This is a genomic window from Streptomyces seoulensis (assembly GCF_004328625.1).
Taxonomy (GTDB): domain Bacteria; phylum Actinomycetota; class Actinomycetes; order Streptomycetales; family Streptomycetaceae; genus Streptomyces; species Streptomyces seoulensis.
In genome coordinates this window covers 2,063,580-2,081,008 of sequence record NZ_CP032229.1, presented here as the reverse complement: position 1 = coordinate 2,081,008, position 17,429 = coordinate 2,063,580, and the positions used below count along the sequence as shown (strand labels likewise).

Annotated in this window: 15 protein-coding genes; 3 read left to right on the top strand and 12 right to left on the bottom strand. The window is 75.1% G+C overall.

What is annotated here, in order from left to right; genetic code table 11:
* From D0Z67_RS09690 to D0Z67_RS09660, 7 genes are all read right to left on the bottom strand, one after another.
* On the bottom strand, window positions 1–2,400 hold the full coding sequence (locus D0Z67_RS09690) for a serine/threonine-protein kinase (RefSeq protein ID WP_420824444.1): 2,400 nt from the start codon (window positions 2,398–2,400) through the stop codon (window positions 1–3).
* Window positions 2,401–2,453: 53 nt separating this feature from the next.
* Window positions 2,454–3,767 carry a coiled-coil domain-containing protein gene (locus D0Z67_RS09685; RefSeq protein WP_031182319.1) on the bottom strand — a complete coding sequence of 438 codons (1,314 nt, stop codon included), beginning with the start codon at window positions 3,765–3,767 and terminating at the stop codon, window positions 2,454–2,456.
* A gap of 45 nt (window positions 3,768–3,812) precedes the next feature.
* The gene (locus D0Z67_RS09680; protein ID WP_031182318.1) at window positions 3,813–4,847 is read right to left on the bottom strand and encodes a glutamate ABC transporter substrate-binding protein; all 1,035 of its coding nucleotides are present in this window, start codon (window positions 4,845–4,847) and stop codon (window positions 3,813–3,815) included.
* Window positions 4,848–4,861: 14 nt separating this feature from the next.
* Window positions 4,862–6,268 carry a hypothetical protein gene (locus tag D0Z67_RS09675; protein WP_420824430.1) on the bottom strand — a complete coding sequence of 469 codons (1,407 nt, stop codon included), beginning with the start codon at window positions 6,266–6,268 and terminating at the stop codon, window positions 4,862–4,864.
* A 175-nt stretch (window positions 6,269–6,443) separates the two neighbouring features.
* Window positions 6,444–7,424, bottom strand: coding sequence for an N-acetylglucosamine kinase (locus D0Z67_RS09670; protein WP_031182316.1), 981 nt, complete (start codon window positions 7,422–7,424; stop codon window positions 6,444–6,446).
* Window positions 7,415–8,680 (bottom strand): 6-phospho-beta-glucosidase, encoded by a 1,266-nt coding sequence (locus D0Z67_RS09665; protein WP_031182315.1) that lies wholly within the window; start codon window positions 8,678–8,680, stop codon window positions 7,415–7,417. Before D0Z67_RS09665 ends, D0Z67_RS09670 begins: the two co-directional genes overlap by 10 nt.
* A gap of 129 nt (window positions 8,681–8,809) precedes the next feature.
* Window positions 8,810–9,931 carry a mechanosensitive ion channel family protein gene (locus D0Z67_RS09660; protein WP_031182314.1) on the bottom strand — a complete coding sequence of 374 codons (1,122 nt, stop codon included), beginning with the start codon at window positions 9,929–9,931 and terminating at the stop codon, window positions 8,810–8,812.
* A 288-nt stretch (window positions 9,932–10,219) separates the two neighbouring features.
* On the opposite strand from D0Z67_RS09660, the gene D0Z67_RS09655 reads away from it, so the two are divergent.
* Window positions 10,220–10,756, top strand: a complete 537-nt coding sequence (locus tag D0Z67_RS09655; RefSeq protein ID WP_031182313.1) for an HNH endonuclease — start codon at window positions 10,220–10,222, stop codon at window positions 10,754–10,756.
* A gap of 34 nt (window positions 10,757–10,790) precedes the next feature.
* Here the strand turns inward: D0Z67_RS09655 and D0Z67_RS09650 are convergent, their stop codons facing one another.
* Genes D0Z67_RS09650 through D0Z67_RS09630 form a run of 5 tightly spaced genes read right to left on the bottom strand, consistent with a single transcriptional unit; the run spans window position 10,791 to window position 14,919 of the window.
* Window positions 10,791–11,390, bottom strand: a complete 600-nt coding sequence (locus D0Z67_RS09650; RefSeq protein ID WP_031182312.1) for a hypothetical protein — start codon at window positions 11,388–11,390, stop codon at window positions 10,791–10,793.
* Entirely contained in the window at window positions 11,387–12,718 is a 1,332-nt protein-coding gene (locus D0Z67_RS09645; RefSeq protein ID WP_031182311.1) for a hypothetical protein, read from the bottom strand. Before D0Z67_RS09645 ends, D0Z67_RS09650 begins: the two co-directional genes overlap by 4 nt.
* Window positions 12,715–13,494: an ABC transporter ATP-binding protein gene (locus D0Z67_RS09640; protein ID WP_031182310.1), complete on the bottom strand. Its 780-nt coding sequence runs from the start codon at window positions 13,492–13,494 to the stop codon at window positions 12,715–12,717. Before D0Z67_RS09640 ends, D0Z67_RS09645 begins: the two co-directional genes overlap by 4 nt.
* 16 nt (window positions 13,495–13,510) lie before the next feature.
* Complete coding sequence (locus D0Z67_RS09635; RefSeq protein WP_031182309.1) at window positions 13,511–14,356, bottom strand: zf-HC2 domain-containing protein; 846 nt, start codon at window positions 14,354–14,356, stop codon at window positions 13,511–13,513.
* Window positions 14,353–14,919: an RNA polymerase sigma factor gene (locus D0Z67_RS09630; RefSeq protein ID WP_031182308.1), complete on the bottom strand. Its 567-nt coding sequence runs from the start codon at window positions 14,917–14,919 to the stop codon at window positions 14,353–14,355. Before D0Z67_RS09630 ends, D0Z67_RS09635 begins: the two co-directional genes overlap by 4 nt.
* A 144-nt stretch (window positions 14,920–15,063) precedes the next feature.
* On the opposite strand from D0Z67_RS09630, the gene D0Z67_RS09625 reads away from it, so the two are divergent.
* Window positions 15,064–15,291, top strand: coding sequence for a hypothetical protein (locus D0Z67_RS09625; RefSeq protein ID WP_031182307.1), 228 nt, complete (start codon window positions 15,064–15,066; stop codon window positions 15,289–15,291).
* Entirely contained in the window at window positions 15,292–17,394 is a 2,103-nt protein-coding gene (malQ, locus tag D0Z67_RS09620) for a 4-alpha-glucanotransferase (protein WP_031182306.1), read from the top strand. It abuts the gene before it with no gap.
* Window positions 17,395–17,429: the final 35 nt, after the last annotated feature.

Here is a 17,429-nt window from a genome sequence, read left to right as displayed (position 1 = left end):
CTACACCCACGTCCGGGGGCGGTAACGGTTGGCCCGTTCCACCAGGTTGATCCTCTCCTCGCCGCCGGGCGCCAGCCGGGCCAGCGTGCGGTAGGCGCGCTCCAGTCCGAAGCGGAGGCCCCGCTCGTCCAGACCGCTGCCGAGCAGCACCCGCCCGCCGTCGACCGGCCGAGCGGTGTCCTGACCCCTGGAGAGTATCCAGTCCAGGGCGCAGCCGAGGACTTCGGCCGACAACCGCTCGCGTCGCGCCGGGTCCAGCCCGTACGCGTCCAGCGCCTCCACCTGGCCCGCCGCGGCGGTCAGGTCGTCCAGGAACGGTACGTCACCGGCGGCCGCCGTGCGGTGCCGCAGCCGCGCCCGCACCGCCGCGACCCGTGCGGCCGTGTAGTGGATGGACGACTCCGGCACCGACTCCAGCGTCCGTACGGCGCCCGCCCGGTCCCCGCTCGCCAGCCGCACCCGGGCCAGGCCGAACGCGGCGCTGACGAAGCTCGGGTCGGTCGTCCACACCAGCCGGTAGTACTCGGCGGCGTTGTCGAGCTGGCCCAGCACCTCCGCGCACAGGCCGAGCGCCAGCTTGGGCGCGGCCTCGCCGGGAAAGGCGTCGTAGATCGCGTCGAAGGCGAGCGCGGCGCTCTCGAAGTCGCCGGTGACCAGGGCGGCCACGCCCCGGTACCAGACCACCCGCCAGTCGTCGGGCCGTTCCTCGTCCAGCCGGGCCAGCGTCGCCAGCGCGGCCTCCCGGTCGCCGTTCTCCAGCCGGGCCCGCACCCGTCTGAGCCGGGTCTCCACACCCCGGCCCGGGGCCGCCTCCAGCGCGGCGATCAGCTCGCCCGGCGCGGAGGTGCTCAGGCCGGCCAGGAAGCCGGCGTCCGGGTCGTTCGGGTCGACCAGCGGCACGGGCAGCGCCAGCGCGGCGGCCGGGGTGTCCACGGGCCGGACCAGGGCGGGCGGCAGGGCCGGCGGGCGGGCGGGGCCGGGCAGTGCGCGGGCGCCGAGGCGGGACACGTCGCCGTCCAGCGCCGGGAACAACTCGGTGTCCGTCACCCGTACTTCGGGCCCGAACAGGGTCGACAGCGCGGGCCGGGCCTGCCCGGTGCTCAGCGAGACGACCTCGCGCAGCACCCCGGTGAGCTGGTCGGCCATCTCCTGCGCCGAGGCGAACCTCCGGGCCGGGTCGGGGTCGGTGGCGCGGACCAGGAAGCGGTAGAAGGACTCGTAGCGGCGGAACACCTCGATGGTGTCCGGGTCGGGCAGCGAGTCGGAGTGGACGGTGGTGTAGCCCTGGAAGTCGAAGGTGAGGACGGCCAGGGTGCGGCCCACCGTGTACAGGTCGCTGGCGGCCGAGGGGCCGACGTCGGCGACCTCGGGGGCCTGGTAGCCGACCGTGCCGTAGATCGCGGACTCGTCGTCGTCCATGCGGCGGACGGCGCCCATGTCGATGAGCTTGAGCTGGTCCTCGGTCTGGATGGCGTTGTCGACCTTGAAGTCGCAGTACAGCAGGTTGCGGCTGTGCAGATGGCCGAGCGCCTCCAGCGCCTCGATGCCGTACGCGCACGCCTGCTCCACCGGCAGCGGGTCGCGCCTGCCGTCCGGGGTGCGGCGGCCGTTGGCGATCTCCTTCAGCGACTTGCCGCCGACATACTCCATGACGATGTAGCCGTCCAGCGAGCCGGTGCGCTGGTCGAGGTGCTCGACGAAGTTGTAGATGCGGACGATGCCCGCGTGCTCGATCTCCGCCAGGAACCGGCGCTCGGAGATCGCCGCCGCCATCGCGTCCTGGTCCCCGGTGTCCAGCAGGCCCTTGAGCACCACCCAGCGGTCGGACACCGCCCGGTCCACCGCGAGGTAGATCCAGCCCAGCCCGCCGTGCGCCAGGCACCCCGCCACCTCGTACTGCCCGTGCACGATGTCCCCGGCGCGCAGCTTGGGCACGAAGGAGTACGGGTGCCCGCACTTGGTGCAGAACCCCTCCGTGCGACCAGGCCGTTCCCCGCGCGCCCGGCCCACCGGCGCCCCGCAGTCCGAGCGGGAGCAGTACCGCTTGCGCTCGGGCACCTGCGGGTTGTCCAGCACCATCGCGCGCGGGTCGGGCCTCGGCACCTGCGGCACCACGACCAGACCGGCGCCCAGCCGCCCGCGCCCGGAGGACCCGGAGGCCGAGCCGGAGCCGCGCACCGACACCGAGCGGCCGCCCGACCTCCCCGGCAGCGAGCGGGAGAGCCGCCCCGACACCGAGCGCCGGGAGCGGGCCGACTGCGAGGAACTGCCCGTCGTAGCGCCGTTGATCCCGGTCGGCGCCGAACCGACCGAACCCACCGGCTCCGGCGCCGGTCCCGCCTTGGGTGGCACCACGGGGGCCAGGCCGCAGGTGTCGCAGTACAGCTCGCCGCCGCCCATGTCCTCGTAGGCGCCCGCGCAGTCCGGGCGCTGGCAGGTGCGCCGCTCCTCGCTCACTCCCCGTCCCCCATGTCGTCCCTCGTGCCGTCCTCCGGCGCGTACGGCTCCGGCACCCGTGGCGGGGCCAGCAGTTCGGCCGCCGCCTGCTGGTAGCGCCACACCGCCTGCTCGGCCACGCGCAGATCGCAGGGCGCGCTCCACAGCATCCGGCGGGCCGCGTCGTACCGCTCGATCAGCAGCCGGTCCTCGGCCAGGCCGTGCCGGGTGACCTTCGCGCGGTAGGCGTCGAGGCGGCCGCGCAGCTCGGCGCGGACCGCGAGCGGCGCGGTGACGGCCGTCAACGACTCGCGGGCGCGCAGCAGTTCGTCCTCCGCCCGCTGCTCCAGCGACTCCAGCAGCGGGGAGAGGCGGTGCCAGCGGGCCTGGCGGCGGTACTCGGCCGCCGTCGCCAGCTGCTCCTGGAGCACGGTCGGCGGGCCGCTCACCACCGGGACCTCGGTCGCGGCGATCTTCGCCAGCACCTCGCCGCGCGCGGTACGGGCCTCGGCCAGGGTGCGGTCGGCGCGCGAGAGCACGTCGCGCAGCCGGATCAGCCGCTCCTCCGCGTCCTGCCGGACGGTGAGCACCGCCTCGATCTCCCGGCGCACGTCCTCCAGCGCCCGCGCCTCCCGGTCGTACACCGTGGTGTCCGGGCGCCCCCCGCCGGGCGCCGAACCGCCCCCGGCCGGCACCCAGTGCGCCAGCGGGTCACGGACGACGTCCTCGCGCAGCGCGGTCAGCGTGGCCGTGATGCCCTCCAGGTCGTCCCCGGAGGGGTGTTCACCGGGGCGGACGCCGACGGAGTGGGCCAGCCTGCGGGTGCGCTGGAGTTCGGCGGCCAGCAGGTCGATACGGGCGGGCAGCGCCGACCACACCGCGTCGGCGGCCACCACCATGTCCAGCGAGGACGCGTACAGCTCGTTCATCCGGTCCACCAGCGCGGCCAGCGTGAAGCTCTCGCTGAGCACGGCCGAGCCCGAGGCGCCGCCCGCCACCGTGACCGACTCCCCGCGCAGCAGGCCGGTCAGCTCCACCAGGTCCTCCCGGCTGGACCAGCGGCGCCGGGAGCGGATCTCGCGGGCCTCGCGCAGCGCGTCGGTGTACGCGTCGAAGCAGGTCCACAGCAGGGTGATCGACGCCTCCGCGGCGGCCCAGCGCTCCTTGGTCACACCGGTCAGCTCCGCGCCTTCGAGGAGGCGGCGGCCGGCGTGGTCCTGGAGCGCGAACAGCGAGGTCTCGACGGCCTCGTGCTCCTGGCCGAGCCGCGCCAGCGCACGGTCCACCTCGTCCCGGTCCATCACCGGCCCGGCGGGGTCCGTGACGCCCATCGATCACCTCTCGCTGCTGTGTGGTCCATCCGGCCCGTGCGTACTTCAGCTCTCGCGCAGGTACTTCGGGGCGGGCGGTCTGGAGGACCGCGCGTCCCCGCCCAGTGTGGCCGACAGCCACTTGTCGTACGACGCCTGCCAGCCGTCGGACCGGTAGTCCACCAGCACGCGGTTGACGCGGCGTACGAGGTCGGTGGCGTCCTTCTTCATCGCCACGCCGTAGTACTCGGTGGTGAACGGCTTGCCCAGCACCCTCACCGTGGGGTCCTGCGCGGCCTGGCTGGCGGCCAGCGCGCCGTCGGTGACCACCGCGTCCGCCTCGCCGAGCTGGAGCCTGACCAGGCAGTCCAGCTGGTTGGGCACGGTCGCGGAGAAGTCCGTGGTCGCGGGGAGCGCCTTGCGCTCCCGGTCCGCCTTCAGCCTGCTGTACGCGGTCGAACCGGCCGCCGTGCAGACCTTCTTGCCGGCCAGTGTGGAGTCGTAGCCCTTGATGCCGGAGGCGTCGGGGACCAGGAGCTGCTGGCCGGTCTTGAAGTAGGGCGCGGAGAAAGCCACATCGCGCAGCCGGTCGCAGGTGATGGTCATCGTGCGGACCACCATGTCGACCGTGCCGTCCTGGATCGCGGGGATGCGCTGGCTGGTCGGTATCGCCTTGAACTGGACGTCGTCCGGGCTGCCGAGGATGTCCTTGGCGATGCGGTGCACCAGGTCGATGTCGAAGCCCTCCAGCTCCGCGCCCTCGGTGTTGGGATTGCGGTAGCCCCAGCGGTAGCTGTTCTGGTCGATGCCCACGACCAGCTTGCGCCGGTCGCCCTTGCGGGCCTTGATGGCGTCGATGGTCGGGCCGTCCGCGCCGGACGGGGCAGGGGTGCGGTTCTGCGCCGACGGCTCCTGGCAGTCGTCCGCGCGGGCCGGGCGGCCGTCGGCCAGGCTCCGGCCCGCCGGTGCCGCGCCGGACGCCGGGTGCGCCTGGGTACGGGGGAGCAGCAGCGCGAACGCCAGTGCCAGCGCGCACAGCACCGCCATCGCGCCGACCCCGCCCCAGCCGCGCAGCCGGGTGCGCATCCGCGCCGCCTCCATCGCCTGGCCCCCTGTCACCGGTACTCCGAAAGTCTGCGCCCGATGCCGAACACCGCGCCCGCCGCGCCCAGCACGCCGAGCACGGCCGCGCCCCCGGGCAGCCCGGTCATGGCGTCCCGGCCGTCGGCCGCGGCCCGGTCGAACTCCGTCTGCTCGTGGCCGAGCGCGCGGGTCAGGCTGCCGTCCACGCCGTCGAAGGCGGCGCCGGTGGTGTCGTCGGCGCCGATCACCTGGTCCAGCGCGCGCTGGTAGTTGCCCCGCTCGTCCTCGGTACGGGCGGCCTGGTGCCGCTTCTTCCACTCGGCCGAGTCGCCCAGCGCCGAGTCGACCGGTGCGCCGCCCATGTCGTCGTCCGCGAGCCGCCGGGCCTCGGTGAGCCGGGCGTCCAGCGTGGCGAGGTCATGGTCGAAGGCGTAGTAGTACGCGTCCTGCTTGGCGCCGTTCACCTCGACGGTCTCCGCTCCGCGCGCCACCAGGCTCAGGTTCTCGTTGCCGCGCGCCTTCAGGGCGGCGATCTGGGCGTTGTGCAGCACGTTCAGCGAGCGGATGCCGTGGTCGTAGGAGCCGAACAGCCCGGAGCGGGCCACCGAGTGGCCGACGACCAGCCACAGCAGCACCACCACGGTCGCGGCCGAGGCGGCGGCCAGGCCGTGGTTCAGGACGCGGTTGGTGCGGCGGAAGTCCCGGTACTGGGCGAGCCCCAGCGCGGCCAGCGCGAGCAGGCCCAGCGCGATCGCCGCCCAGGGGTAGGGGGTGGCGTCCGCGTAGTCGGCGTCCAGCCGCTGGTTCTCCTTGGTGTACAGGTCCTGCGCGGCCGGGAGCATCTCCGTCTGCATCTTCTCGTTGGCGTACCGCAGATAGGCGCCGCCCACCGGGTAGCCCTGGCGGTTGTAGACGCGGGCCCGCTCGATCAGGCCCTTGTACTCGGGCAGCAGCCGGTTCAGCTTGCGGACGGTGGCCTCGGAGGGCGAGCCCGGCTCGGTGTCGGCGGCGGCGCGGACCAGGCCGGAGGCGGCGGTACGGATGTCGTCCTCGTACCGCTCGCGGTTCGCCGTGCTCTCCCTCGGGCCGGCCAGGAAGCCGGTCGAGGCGGCGGTGTTGGCGTCGGCCAGCGAGCGGTAGATCGCGGCCGCGCCCGAACTCAGCGGCTGGCTGCGGGTCAGCACGTCGTCGGCGGCGCTCGCCCGCTCCCCGCTCTGCCAGGCGGTGACCGCGCCGAACGCGACGACCAGCAGAGCGAGTACGGCCCCGATCACCCGCAGCCGCCCCGGCTCGGTGGTCGCGGCGTCCCGCAGCCGCTCGGCCCCCTCGGCGAACGCGGTCCGCCGCACCGGAGGCACGCCGGACGGCCCGCGCTGGGCGGGGATCGTGGCGGTGGCCGACGGCGCGAACGCGGTTCTGCCCTGCGGCGGTTGTGTCACCTGACCTCCCCCATGGTCATCCGTTGGCCGCCAGTATCGCCGCACCCGCCCCCCTTCGCACCAGCCTTCACCGCATCTTGATCGGATCGGGCGGAGAAGCGGGCTCTACCCCCTCTGTCCAGAAACACGCGGAGTCAATCACGTTGGTTCCCCGGGCCGTTCCGGCGGCGCCGGTTCAGGCGCGGCTCGGCTCCCAGGCCAGGCGGGCCCGTTCCAGCGCCCCGGGGGGCGCGTCCAGGTGGTCGAGGCCCAGGAGGGCGGCGCCCAGGACCGGGGGAGCGGACACCGACTGGGCCTGTGCCAGCGGGGCCTGGGCTGCCAGCCGCGTGCGGATGCCGTCGTCCAGCCGGGGGTGGCCCGCCGCGAGGACGCTGCCGCCGAGCAGGACCGGGGTGGGCTCGGTGAGGAGGTCCAGGCGGGTCAGGGCGACCGTGGCCATCAGGGTCACCTCCCCGGCGAGGCGGTCGATCAGGGAGCCGGCCACCGGGTCGCCGTCCGTCGCCGTGGCGAAGAGGACCGGGGTCAGCTCGTGGCGGCGGGCCGGGGCGAGCCGGCCCAGGTGCAGGGACTCGATCAGGGCCGCCATGGTGGGCAGGCCGAAGTGCGCCGGGAGGGTGCGGGTCAGCTCGGTCGGAGCGCCCCGGCCGTCCTCCGCGCGGGCCGCGTGCCAGACGGCCTCCTCGGCCAGCCCCCAGCCGCCGCCCCAGTCACCGGAGAGCCGGCCGAGCGCCGGGAAGCGTGCCGTACGGCCGTCGGGGCGCATGCCCACGCAGTTGATACCGGCCCCGCACACCACGGCCACCCCCCGAGGCTCGGCCACCCCGGCGCGCAGGACGGCGAAGGTGTCGTTGCGCACCGCCACCGACGCGCCCCACGCCCGCGCGGTCACGGCCGCCGCCAACTGCTCCTCCTCCACCGGGAGATCGGCGTTGGCCAGGCAGGCCGAGACATGCGAGACGTACGACATCCCCGCCTCGGCCAGCGCCCGCTCCACCGGCTCGGCGAGCGCCGCCAGCGCCCGCTCCACGCCGACCGCCGGGGGCCGGAAGCCGCCGCCGCGCGCCGTGGCCAGCACCTCGCCGCTCGCGTCCAGCACGGCCACGTCGGTCTTGCTGTTGCCCGCGTCGACGGCGAGCACGGTCCCGGTCAGGCCCACGCCAGGTGCTCCCGGTTGTGCGCGAGCAGGAGGTCGGTGAGCTGATCGGCGTACGCGTACTGGCCCACCAGCGGATGCGCCAGCAGCGCCCGGAACACCCGGTTCCGGCCGCCGCGCAGGGCCGCGTCCAGCGCGAGTTCCTCGTACGCCGTCACGTTCGCCATCAGGCCCGCGAACAGCGGGTCCACGCCCGGCACCGGAAGCGGCTTCGCCCCGGCGGGGCCCACGGCGGCGGGCACCTCGATCACCGCGTCGTCGGGGAGGAACGGCAGCGTGCCCCCGTTGACCGTGTTCACCACCTGGTACGGGCTGCCCCCGCCGCCCAGCAGGGCCGCCGCCACGTCCACGGCCGCCTCCGAGTAGAAGGCCCCGCCGCGCCGGGCCAGCAGCGCGGGCTTCTCGTCCAGCGCCGGGTCGGCGTACATCGCCAGCAGCTCCCGCTCCAGCGCCGCGACCTCGGCCGCCCGCGAGGGCTTGATCCGCTGCTCGTCCACCACCTCGTCGTGCAGGTAGTAGTAGCGCAGGTAGTACGACGGGATGGCGCCCAGCCGCTCCAGCAGGGGGCGCGGCAGGCGCAGGTCGGCGGCGACGGCGTCGCCGTGCCCGTCCAGCAGGCGGGGGAGCACGTCCTCGCCTTCGGGGCCGCCGAGGCGCACGGCGGTCTCCCAGGTGAGGTGGTTGAGGCCGACGTGGTCGAGGTGGACCTCGCCCGGGTCGGTGCCGAGCAGGGCGGCGAACTTGCGCTGGAGGCCGATCGCCACGTTGCACAGGCCGACCGCGCGGTGTCCCTCCTTCAGGAGGGCGCGGGTGACGATGCCGACCGGGTTGGTGAAGTCGATGATCCACGCGTCCGGGTTCGCCCGCCGGACCCGCTCCGCGATGTCCAGTACCACCGGGACCGTGCGCAGCGCCTTGGCCAGGCCGCCCGCGCCGGTCGTCTCCTGGCCCAGGCATCCGCACTCCAGCGGCCAGGTCTCGTCCCGCTCGCGCGCCGCCTGACCGCCCACCCGGAGCTGGAGCAGCACGGCGTCCGCGCCCGCCACCCCGGCGTCCAGGTCGGAGGTGGTGACCACCCGGCCGGGATGCCCCTGCCGGGCGAAGATGCGGCGGGCCAGTCCGCCCACCAGCTCCAGCCGGTCCGCCACCGGGTCCACCAGCACCAGCTCGCTCACCGGCAGCGTGTCCCGCAACCGGGCGAAGCCGTCGACGAGTTCCGGCGTGTAGGTCGAACCTCCACCGACCACGGTCAGTCTCACGGGCGAACTCCCTCGCGTACGACGGCTCCTCGGCCAGCAGGAACCTAGGCGCAGCCGGGGAAGTCCGTCAACGAAGCGCCCCCCCGCACACGCAGGTGTGCCGGGGCGCGTCGGGACCGCGGCCGGCCGCTACTTGGCCGGGGGCTTGCGCGTGGTGACCGGGGAGGTGAGCGGGTTGCTGGCCAGGGACTGCGGGGAGGTGGAGTTGGCGAACGCCGAGGGCGCGGCGATGGAGGCGGAGGGGTCCGGGGTGTCCTCCGCCGGGATCACGGCCGTGGCACCGCCGACGATCGGGATGCTCGCCTTGTCGAAGGCCCGCTTGATCCGCCAGCGCAGCTCACGCTCGACCGACACCGACTTGCCCGGCATGGTCTTGGCGGAGACCCGGATGACCATGGAGTCGATCAGCACGCTGTCCAGGCCCAGCACCTCGATGGGGCTCCAGAGCAGCTCGTTCCACGGCTCCTCCTTGCCCATCTTCTCCGCGACCTCGTCCAGTACGGCCTTGACCTTGTCCAGGTCCTCGTCGGCGCGGACGGTGACGTCGACGCCCGCCGTGGCCCAGCCCTGGGAGAGGTTGCCGATGCGCTTGACCTCGCCGTTGCGGACGTACCAGATCTCGCCGTTGTCGCCGCGCAGCTTGGTCACGCGCAGGCCGACCTCGACGACCTCGCCGGTCGCCACCCCGGCGTCGATGGTGTCGCCGACGCCGTACTGGTCCTCGATGATCATGAAGACGCCGGACAGGAAGTCGGTGACGAGGTTCCGGGCGCCGAAGCCGATCGCCACACCGGCGACACCGGCGGAGGCGAGCAGCGGGGCCAGGTTGATCTTGAAGGTGGAGAGCACCATCAGGGCGGCCGTGCCGAGGATGGTGAAGGACGCGACCGAGCGCAGTACGGAGCCGATGGCGGCCGAGCGCTGACGGCGCCGCTCGTTGTTGACCAGCAGCCCGCCCAGCGGGGACTGGTCCACCGCCTGCACGGTGCGGTTCATCCGCTCGATCAGCTTGGTGATGGCCCGGCGCACCACCGCGCGAAGCGCGACCGCGATGATCACGATCAGCAGGATCTGCAGCCCCATCGCCAGCCAGGTCGACCAGTTCTGCTCGACCCAGCTCGCCGCGTTCGCCGCGTTCTCCTGGGCGTCCTGGAGCGAGGGCACGGCCGGGTCCGAGCCCGATGGCGAGGGAGACGGCGAGACTCCGGCGGCCAGCAGGGCGACGGGCAGGGACACGGCGGGTACCTCCATGGTGCTGCGGTCCGCGCCGGCGGGGCGGGCAAGGTCACGGGAAGGTCACCGGGCGGACGGGACCACCACACTAACGGGGCATCGCGCGCCCACTCGCCGCTTCTCCGGAGGCCCCCTGCCCCGCCCGCGCCTGAACAGGCCATGCGGGCCGCACGGCGCCGCTCATGTGGTCGAAAACACTTCGAGCCCGTTACCGGCACATGGTGGCGCTCGGAGCAGGCATGAGGGGAGACTGAACCAGATCGTCCCGGCGCGAGCCACGCGCCGCCGACGCCCAAGGAGGCCCCTGTGCCGCATGTCCTGGTCCTCAACGCGTCGTACGAGCCCCTCGGCGTCGTACCGCTCCGCCGCGCGCTCGTCCTCGTCCTGGAGAACAAGGCCGTCTCCCTGGAGGAATCCGGCGCCTATCTGCACAGCGCGTCCGTCACAGTCCCCGCACCCAGCGTGGTCCGGCTCAAGCGTTTCGTGCGGGTTCCCTACCGGGGGCCCGTTCCACTGACCCGGCGCGCGCTGTTCGCGCGGGACGGGGGCCGGTGCGCGTACTGCGGTGGGGTCGCGACCAGCGTCGACCACGTCATCCCGCGCTCACGCGGGGGCAAGCACGTCTGGGACAACGTGGTGGCCTCCTGCCGCCGCTGCAACCACGTCAAGGCCGACCGCCACCTCGTCGAACTCGGCTGGCGCCTGCGCCACCAGCCGGCCCCGCCCACCGGCCTGGCCTGGCGCATCATCGGCACCGGCCACCGCGACCCCCGCTGGCTCCCGTACTTGCAGCCCTATGGTGCGGAGGCCGCGCTGGCCCGGATCGACGGCATCTCGGCCTGAGGACCCGGGCCGCGCGTACCCCGGCCACGACGGGTCAGCCGCCCGGACGCGCCCCCCGCACGGCGTAGAGCACGGTGCCCAGCACGAAGGCGGCCAGCGCGGCGGCCCAGGCACCCGGCTGCGGCCCTGGCTGCACCGGCCACGCCCACACCGTGGCCGCACGGCCGTGCGCGCCGGAGGAGGCCAGGTAGACGGCGGACACGTACCCGAAGGCGGGGAGCCAGCTCAGCCGGGCCCCGAGGACGACGGCGGCGAGGGCCGTGACCCCGACGCAGCCCAGCGTGTTGCGGAGCATCGCCGGTGGCCCGAACGTGTCCACGTGCCCGGCCACGGCCGGCGACAGCATGGCCGAGGCGAGTGCGGTGAGCGCGACCACGTGCGCCAGGCGGCGCCGCCACCAGGGGCGTACGGCCGTGCGGTCCAGTTCGTCCGAGGCCGTGTGCAGGCTCGCCCCGATCACGGCGGCGGCCAGCAGGGGCGCCAGGGCGACGACCGGCACCCGGCGGTCCGGGTCGAGGTAGGCGTCCAGGGCCCCGGCCGCCCAGACGGCGAAACCGGTGGTCGCGGCGAGGGCCGCCAGGGACACGGGGAGGGCGCGGGAGCGGGCGTAGAGCAGGAGACCGTGGGCGCTCACAGGGACGGCATCCCCTCGGTGCCGCAGTGGGCGCGGACCGCGAAGTACGCGGACAGCCAGGCCCGGCGCCGCTGCTCGTCCATCCCGGCCAGCTTCGCCCGCGCGGCGAGGCTCCTCCGCAGCTGTGCGCGGGTGGGTGCGTCACCCTCGGCCTGGCGGGCGTCGAAGTGGCTCTGGAACGGGCTGGGCGCCAGGTACGCCTGCACGGCGTCGTCCGCGAGCATGGCGCCCTCGGACCGGTCGACGCAGTCGCCGTGCCCGGACAGTGCCGCGACCGCCTCCCACGCGTATTGCTGCGGTTGCATCAGCCGCCCCCGTACGACGTACCAGCCGAACGGCGCGAGTGTCGGCAACTGCACCTCACCGGCGCGCGGGGTGCCTTGCCGGTCCGCCCAGCGCACCGGGAGGTTCCGCACGCCGCTCAGCCTGCCGGTGGCCCGGGACAGCGCGGTGGTGACCTCGGGAAGGAGACCCGCGTACCGGGCGTTCACGCAGATCGCCGGCGTGGTGGAGGTGTCGCACACCTGGCGGTCGGCCAGGGGATCGCTCCGCCACATGCCGCTCCCGCCCTGCACGAGCAGCGCGCCCGCGGTCAGCGCGGCGGCCAGCGGCAGCAGGGCGGTCGCCCGCCGCCGGGCCGCGTACACCAGGGTGAGGGCGAGGGCCAGGCCGAGCGTCCACGCGGCCATGGCGAGCGGCTGCCACCACACAGGGTGCGTGCCGGCCACGGCGAAGGCGGCGGGGTCGAGCGCGTCCAGGGCGTTCTGGCGCGCCGCCATCCCGAGCCCCGCGTAACCGACGACCCCGAGCACCGGAGCCGCGAGCTGAGTGGGCACGACCCGGCCGACCAGATGGCCCAGCAGCGCCGCGGCCATCAGTGCGGCGGTGTCCCCCGGTACCCGGGTGAGGTGCGGATGATCGCCCATGGAGTACGGCCAGGTGGCGAGCGCGGCCAGGGCGACGGCGACCAGGTAACCGACGGCCACCCAGAGCGCGACCGGCAGGGCGGAGGCCAGCAGCCGGTGGAGCGGCGCGCGGACAGCCGTGCCCCACAGCTCCTCCGTGTGCCGCCGCCGTTCGCGGCCGCCCTGCCAGCAGCCGGCCGCGGCGGTCAGCGGCAGGGCGATCAGCAGGGCGTCGTGCGTCAGCGCGGCGGTCTCCGCCCAGCCACCCTGCCAAGTGCGGGAGGAGGCGGTCAGCAGCACCCCGAGCATCAGCAGCACAGCGGCCCCGGCGAGCGGAGGAAAGCCCCGGACCACCTCGGCGCGCAGGGGGTGCGGCGGCAGTGCCTTCGGCACGGTGGCCGCCCGCGTGGTGACCGTGGTCATCGCACCGTCTCCCGTACGTCCGAGGCGCCCCGTGCCCGGTGGGCCCGCAGTGCCGCCGTGTAGCCGCGCTCGATCGGATGATCGCCGGGGCCGTCCGAGGTCTCCCCGAGCCGGGTCAGGGAGGCGGGGGTGCCCTGGTACGCGATCCGGCCGCCGTCCAGCAGGGCGACCTCCGTGCAGGCGGCGGCCACGTCCTCCACCAGGTGGGTGGAGACCACCACCGTCGCGGAGGTCCCGAGTTCGCGGAGCAGTTCGCGGAACTCCACCCGCTGCTCGGGGTCGAGACCGGCGGTTGGCTCGTCCAGCAGCAGCACGCTCGGATCGTTGACGACGGCCTGGGCGATGCCGACCCGGCGGACCATGCCGCCGGACAGCGTCCGGATCTTCGCGTCGGCCCGGTCCGCGAGGCCGACCCGCCCCACCGCGCGCTCCACGGCGGCCGGGACCCGGTCGGCCGGGACCTCCTTCAGCCAGGCCACGTAGGCCACGAACTCCCGTACGGTGAAGGCCGGGTAATGGCCGAACTCCTGTGGCAGATAGCCGAGTCGTCGCCGTATCTCGGAGCGTTCACGCTGGCCGGCGCTGTCCCGGCCGAGCAGCTCCACACGGCCGGCCGAGGGGCGGGCCACGGTGGCGAGCACCCGGATCAGCGAGGTCTTCCCGGCGCCGTTCGGCCCGAGCAGGCCATGGACGCCGGTGCCCAGCTCCAGGTCGAGGGAGTCGAGGGCGACGGTTCTGCGATGCCGGACACGCAGCCCGGTGACGCGGATGGACAAGGGATCTCCTCGGAAGTTAGTAGGTGCGGTCGTACGCGGTGCGGCGGGCCGCCAGCACCAGGGCGCTCAGGGCGACCGCCGCCGCCCACGCCGACTGGGCCGGGGCGCCGTCGAGGCACCGGGCCAGCCGGGCGCCGATCTCCTGTGGCGACGGCGCGAGCACGGTGCACAGCCAGCCGCCCGCCGTCACGGCGGACGCGGTACGGAATCCGGCGAGCGGGCCCAGCGCCAGGGTCGCCAGCGTCAGCGCCAGCCCCGGCAGCAGCCACGCGGCGGCGGCCGGGGCGCCGGAGGCGGGCAGCAGCGCGCCGGCGAGGGTCAGCACCGGCAGGCTCACCGCGAGCACGGCCGCCGTCCGGGTCAGGGCCAGCCGGAATCCGCCGCCCGGTGTGGACGCGGCCACCTCGTGCAGCGGGTCGGCGTGCGGACCGTAGGACAGCGCGACCCCGGCCACGGGCATCACCGGGGCGATCGCCAGCAGCAGCATCCGCGCCCCCGGCGCCCCTCCGGTGAGGCCGAGCAGCATCGCGCCCCCGGCCACCACCAGGAGGGCGACCAGCCACGCCCCGCGTACGGCGGGCCCAACGGCCCACAGGAGACGGGTCCGGCCCGCGAAGGCGCCGGTTCCCGACCCCTGTGCGGGAACCGGCGTCACCTCCCGCCCCGCCGCGGCCAGCACTGCCGTCCGTACGTCCAGGAGCACCGCGCCCGCCGCCGTCCCCCGCACCACGCCCGAGACACGGGACGCGCAGCCCGCGCAGGACTCCAGGTGCTTCTCCAGGGACCACGCGTCCGCCTCCGGCAGGGAGCCGTCGGCGTACCGGGCGGCCTGGGCCTCGCTCGTGTGCCACTGCCTGCTCATGCCGGGCCTCCCAGCGGTGACGGGTTCAACTGGGCCAGCGCGGCACGCAGTTCGGTACGGGCGCGCCGGGCGCGGGACTTGACGGTGCCCTCGGGTATGCCGAGCAGCCGGGCCGCCTCGCGGGTGGTCAGGCCGTCGACCACCGTCGCGCGCAGCACCTCGCGCAGCTCGGGGGAGATCCGGTCCAGGGCGGTGCCGACATCGCCGTACTCCAGCCGGGCCAGCACCCGGTCCTCGGCGGACGGGACGGCGGCCGCATCCGGCTCCGGCGCGGCCCGCGCGGTGCGCTCCTGGGCGCGCCGGGCGTCGACCAGGCGCCGGGCCGCGATCGTCCACAGCCAGCCGCCCGCCTCCGCGCCCCGGTGCCCGGCGGCCGACCGCCACACCGTGACGAAGGTGTCCTGGAGCACCTCCCGGACCACCTCCGGGTCGGCGCAGCGCCGGGCCAGCCGGGCGTGCAGCCACCCCGCGTGCCGGTCGTACAGGTCGGCGAGGGCGGCCTGGTCGCCCGCCGCGACGGCTCGCAACAGGGCACCGTCGTCCTTCTCCCGCTGGCCCCCCATGGGGCGGAACAGTCTCACACCCCCTCTATCGCCCCGCCCCCGAGCGGTGGATCACTCGTGCGTGTGGGCGTGGCATCCGTGTGTCTGGGTAGGGCTGGGTAATCCGGCAAAACGCACCCGCCCCCCGTGACCAAGGAGGCTCCCGTGGCCGCAGCGGCTCACCTGTTCCTGCCCGCCCAGTGGAAACCCGAGGCGGAGACGCCCGCCGACCGCGCGTTCAGCGCGGAGAGCGCCTGTGTGGAGGCGCCGCTCACCAGCGAGCCGCCGCTGCCCGGTGCCGAGCCGCTGACCAGCGAGCCCCCGCTCGCCGACGTCGTCCCGCTCACCGGTGACGCCGACCCCGTCCCGGTCCGCTTCGGCCCGGCCGAGTAGATGGCCGCGGCGCTGGACGACGACGAGCTGCGCGCGCTCGCCGAGCTGCACGGTGTAGCCACCTCCTACAGCCCCTCCCCGGAGATCATCGTCGCGGTGCCCGCCCCCGCCGTGATCGCCGCCCTGGCCGCCCTGGACGTCGACGCGAGCACCCCGGACGCCGTCCGTGCCGCCCTCGTCGAGCGGGAGCGAGAGCTGCGGGAGCGGCTGCTGCCGCCGACCGTGGTCCGCTGGACCGGCCAGCCCGTCGCGGGCACCGGCACCCCCGCCCTCCCGGACCCCTTCGACGTCCTGCCGCCCGGCACCCGGCTGGAGATCGACACCGAGCAGGGCGAGCGGCACACCTCCGTCGACGACCTCCCGACCGGCGTCCACCACGTCACCGTCACGGCCCCCGACGGACGTACCGGCCACGCTCACCTCATCGTCGCCCCCGAGCGTCTCCCCGCTCCCGCGGGCCGCTCCTACGGCCTGCTCGCCCAGCTCTACTCCGTGCTCTCCCACCGCTCCTGGGGCATGGGCGACCTCGGGGACCTCGCCGAGCTGGCCGCCTGGGCCGGGCGCACCCACGGCGCGGGATTCGTGCAGGTCAACCCGTTGCACGCGGCCGTACCCGGCGCCCCCACCGACCCCTCCCCGTACCGCCCCTCCTCCCGTCGCTTCCCCGACCCGGTGCACCTGCGCGTCGAGGACGTGCCGGAGTACTCCTACGCCGAGCTGAACCCCCGGCTGCGCGAGCGCGCCGAGCGGCTGCGCGCCGACGTGCTCGACAAGGGCGCCCTCATCGACCGCGACGCGGTGTGGGAGCTGAAGCGCCAGGCGCTGGAGCAGGTCGTACGGGTCCCGCTCGGCCCCGGCCGGCAGGCCGCGTACGACGCGTTCCGCGCGGAGGAGGGCCAGGCGCTCGACGACCACGCCACCTGGTACGCCCTCGCCGAGGAGCACGGCCCGGACTGGCGGACCTGGCCCGAGCCGCTGCGCGACCCCCGCTCGGCGGAGACCGCGCGCGCCCGCGCCCGGCTCGCCGACCGGGTCGAGTTCCACACCCGGCTCGCCTGGCTCACCGACGGGCAGCTCCGCGCCGCCCAGCGGGCCGCCGAGGAGGCCGGGATGCCGATCGGGATCGTGCACGACCTCGCGGTCGGCGTGCATCCGGTCGGCGCCGACGCCTGGTCCCAGCAGGACCACTTCGCCGCCGGGATGTCGGTCGGCGCCCCGCCGGACGCCTTCAACGCGCGCGGCCAGGACTGGGGCCTGCCGCCCTGGCGCCCCGACCGGCTCGCGGAGTCCGGCCACCTCCCGTACCGGATGCTGCTGCGCGCCCTGTTCCGGTACGCGGGCGCGCTGCGCATCGACCACGTGATGGGCCTGTTCCGGCTCTGGTGGGTCCCCGAGGGCAGCCCGCCCACCGACGGCACCTACGTCCGCTACGACGCCGAGGCGATGCTCGCCCTGCTCGCGCTGGAGGCGTCCCGCGCGGGCGCGCTGGTGATCGGGGAGGACCTGGGCACCGTAGAGCCCGGCGTACGGGAGACGCTCCAGCGGCGCGGGGTGCTGGGCACCTCCGTGCTGTGGTTCGAGCGGGACTGGACCGGCGACGGCCGCCCGCTGCCCCCGGAGAGCTGGCGCGAGGACTGCCTGGCCACCGCGACCACCCACGACCTGCCGCCCACGGCGGCCCGGCTCACCGGCGAGCACGTCGACCTGCGCGAGAAGCTCGGCCTGCTCATCAAGTCCGGCGCCGACGAGCGGGCGGACGCGGTCGCGGACACCGCCGAGTGGCTGGCGCTGCTCGGCAGCCTCGGCCTGCTGGACACCCCGGCCGCCGGGCTGCCCGGCAGCGACGAGGAGGCCGAGATCCAGGGCTTCCACCGGTTCCTGCTGCGCACCCCGGCCCGGCTGGTCGGCATCTGGCTCCCGGACGGCATCGGGGACCGGCGCCCGCAGAACGTGCCCGGCACCTGGGACCAGTACCCGAACTGGCGCCTGCCGGTGTCCGACCCCCAGGGGCGTCCGGTGCCGCTGGAGGAGCTGACGGCGTCCCCGAGGCTGGGCGCGCTGCTGGCGGCGGTCCGGGCGGGGCTGGGGCACGGCGGGGTGTGAGGGGCCGTACCGGCCGTGCGTACGGCACCCCGGAC

Bases quoted from the DNA above. Each gene is read 5' to 3' on its own strand.
- D0Z67_RS09690 (WP_420824444.1), bottom strand. From the start codon at position 2,400: ATGGGCGGCGGCGAGCTGTACTGCGACACCTGCGGCCTGGCCCCCGTG.
- D0Z67_RS09685 (WP_031182319.1), bottom strand. From the start codon at position 3,767: ATGGGCGTCACGGACCCCGCCGGGCCGGTGATGGACCGGGACGAGGTG.
- D0Z67_RS09680 (WP_031182318.1), bottom strand. From the start codon at position 4,847: ATGGAGGCGGCGCGGATGCGCACCCGGCTGCGCGGCTGGGGCGGGGTC.
- D0Z67_RS09660 (WP_031182314.1), bottom strand. From the start codon at position 9,931: ATGGAGGTACCCGCCGTGTCCCTGCCCGTCGCCCTGCTGGCCGCCGGA.
- D0Z67_RS09645 (WP_031182311.1), bottom strand. From the start codon at position 12,718: ATGACCACGGTCACCACGCGGGCGGCCACCGTGCCGAAGGCACTGCCG.
- D0Z67_RS09635 (WP_031182309.1), bottom strand. From the start codon at position 14,356: ATGAGCAGGCAGTGGCACACGAGCGAGGCCCAGGCCGCCCGGTACGCC.
- D0Z67_RS09630 (WP_031182308.1), bottom strand. From the start codon at position 14,919: ATGGGGGGCCAGCGGGAGAAGGACGACGGTGCCCTGTTGCGAGCCGTC.
- malQ (WP_031182306.1), top strand. From the start codon at position 15,292: ATGGCCGCGGCGCTGGACGACGACGAGCTGCGCGCGCTCGCCGAGCTG.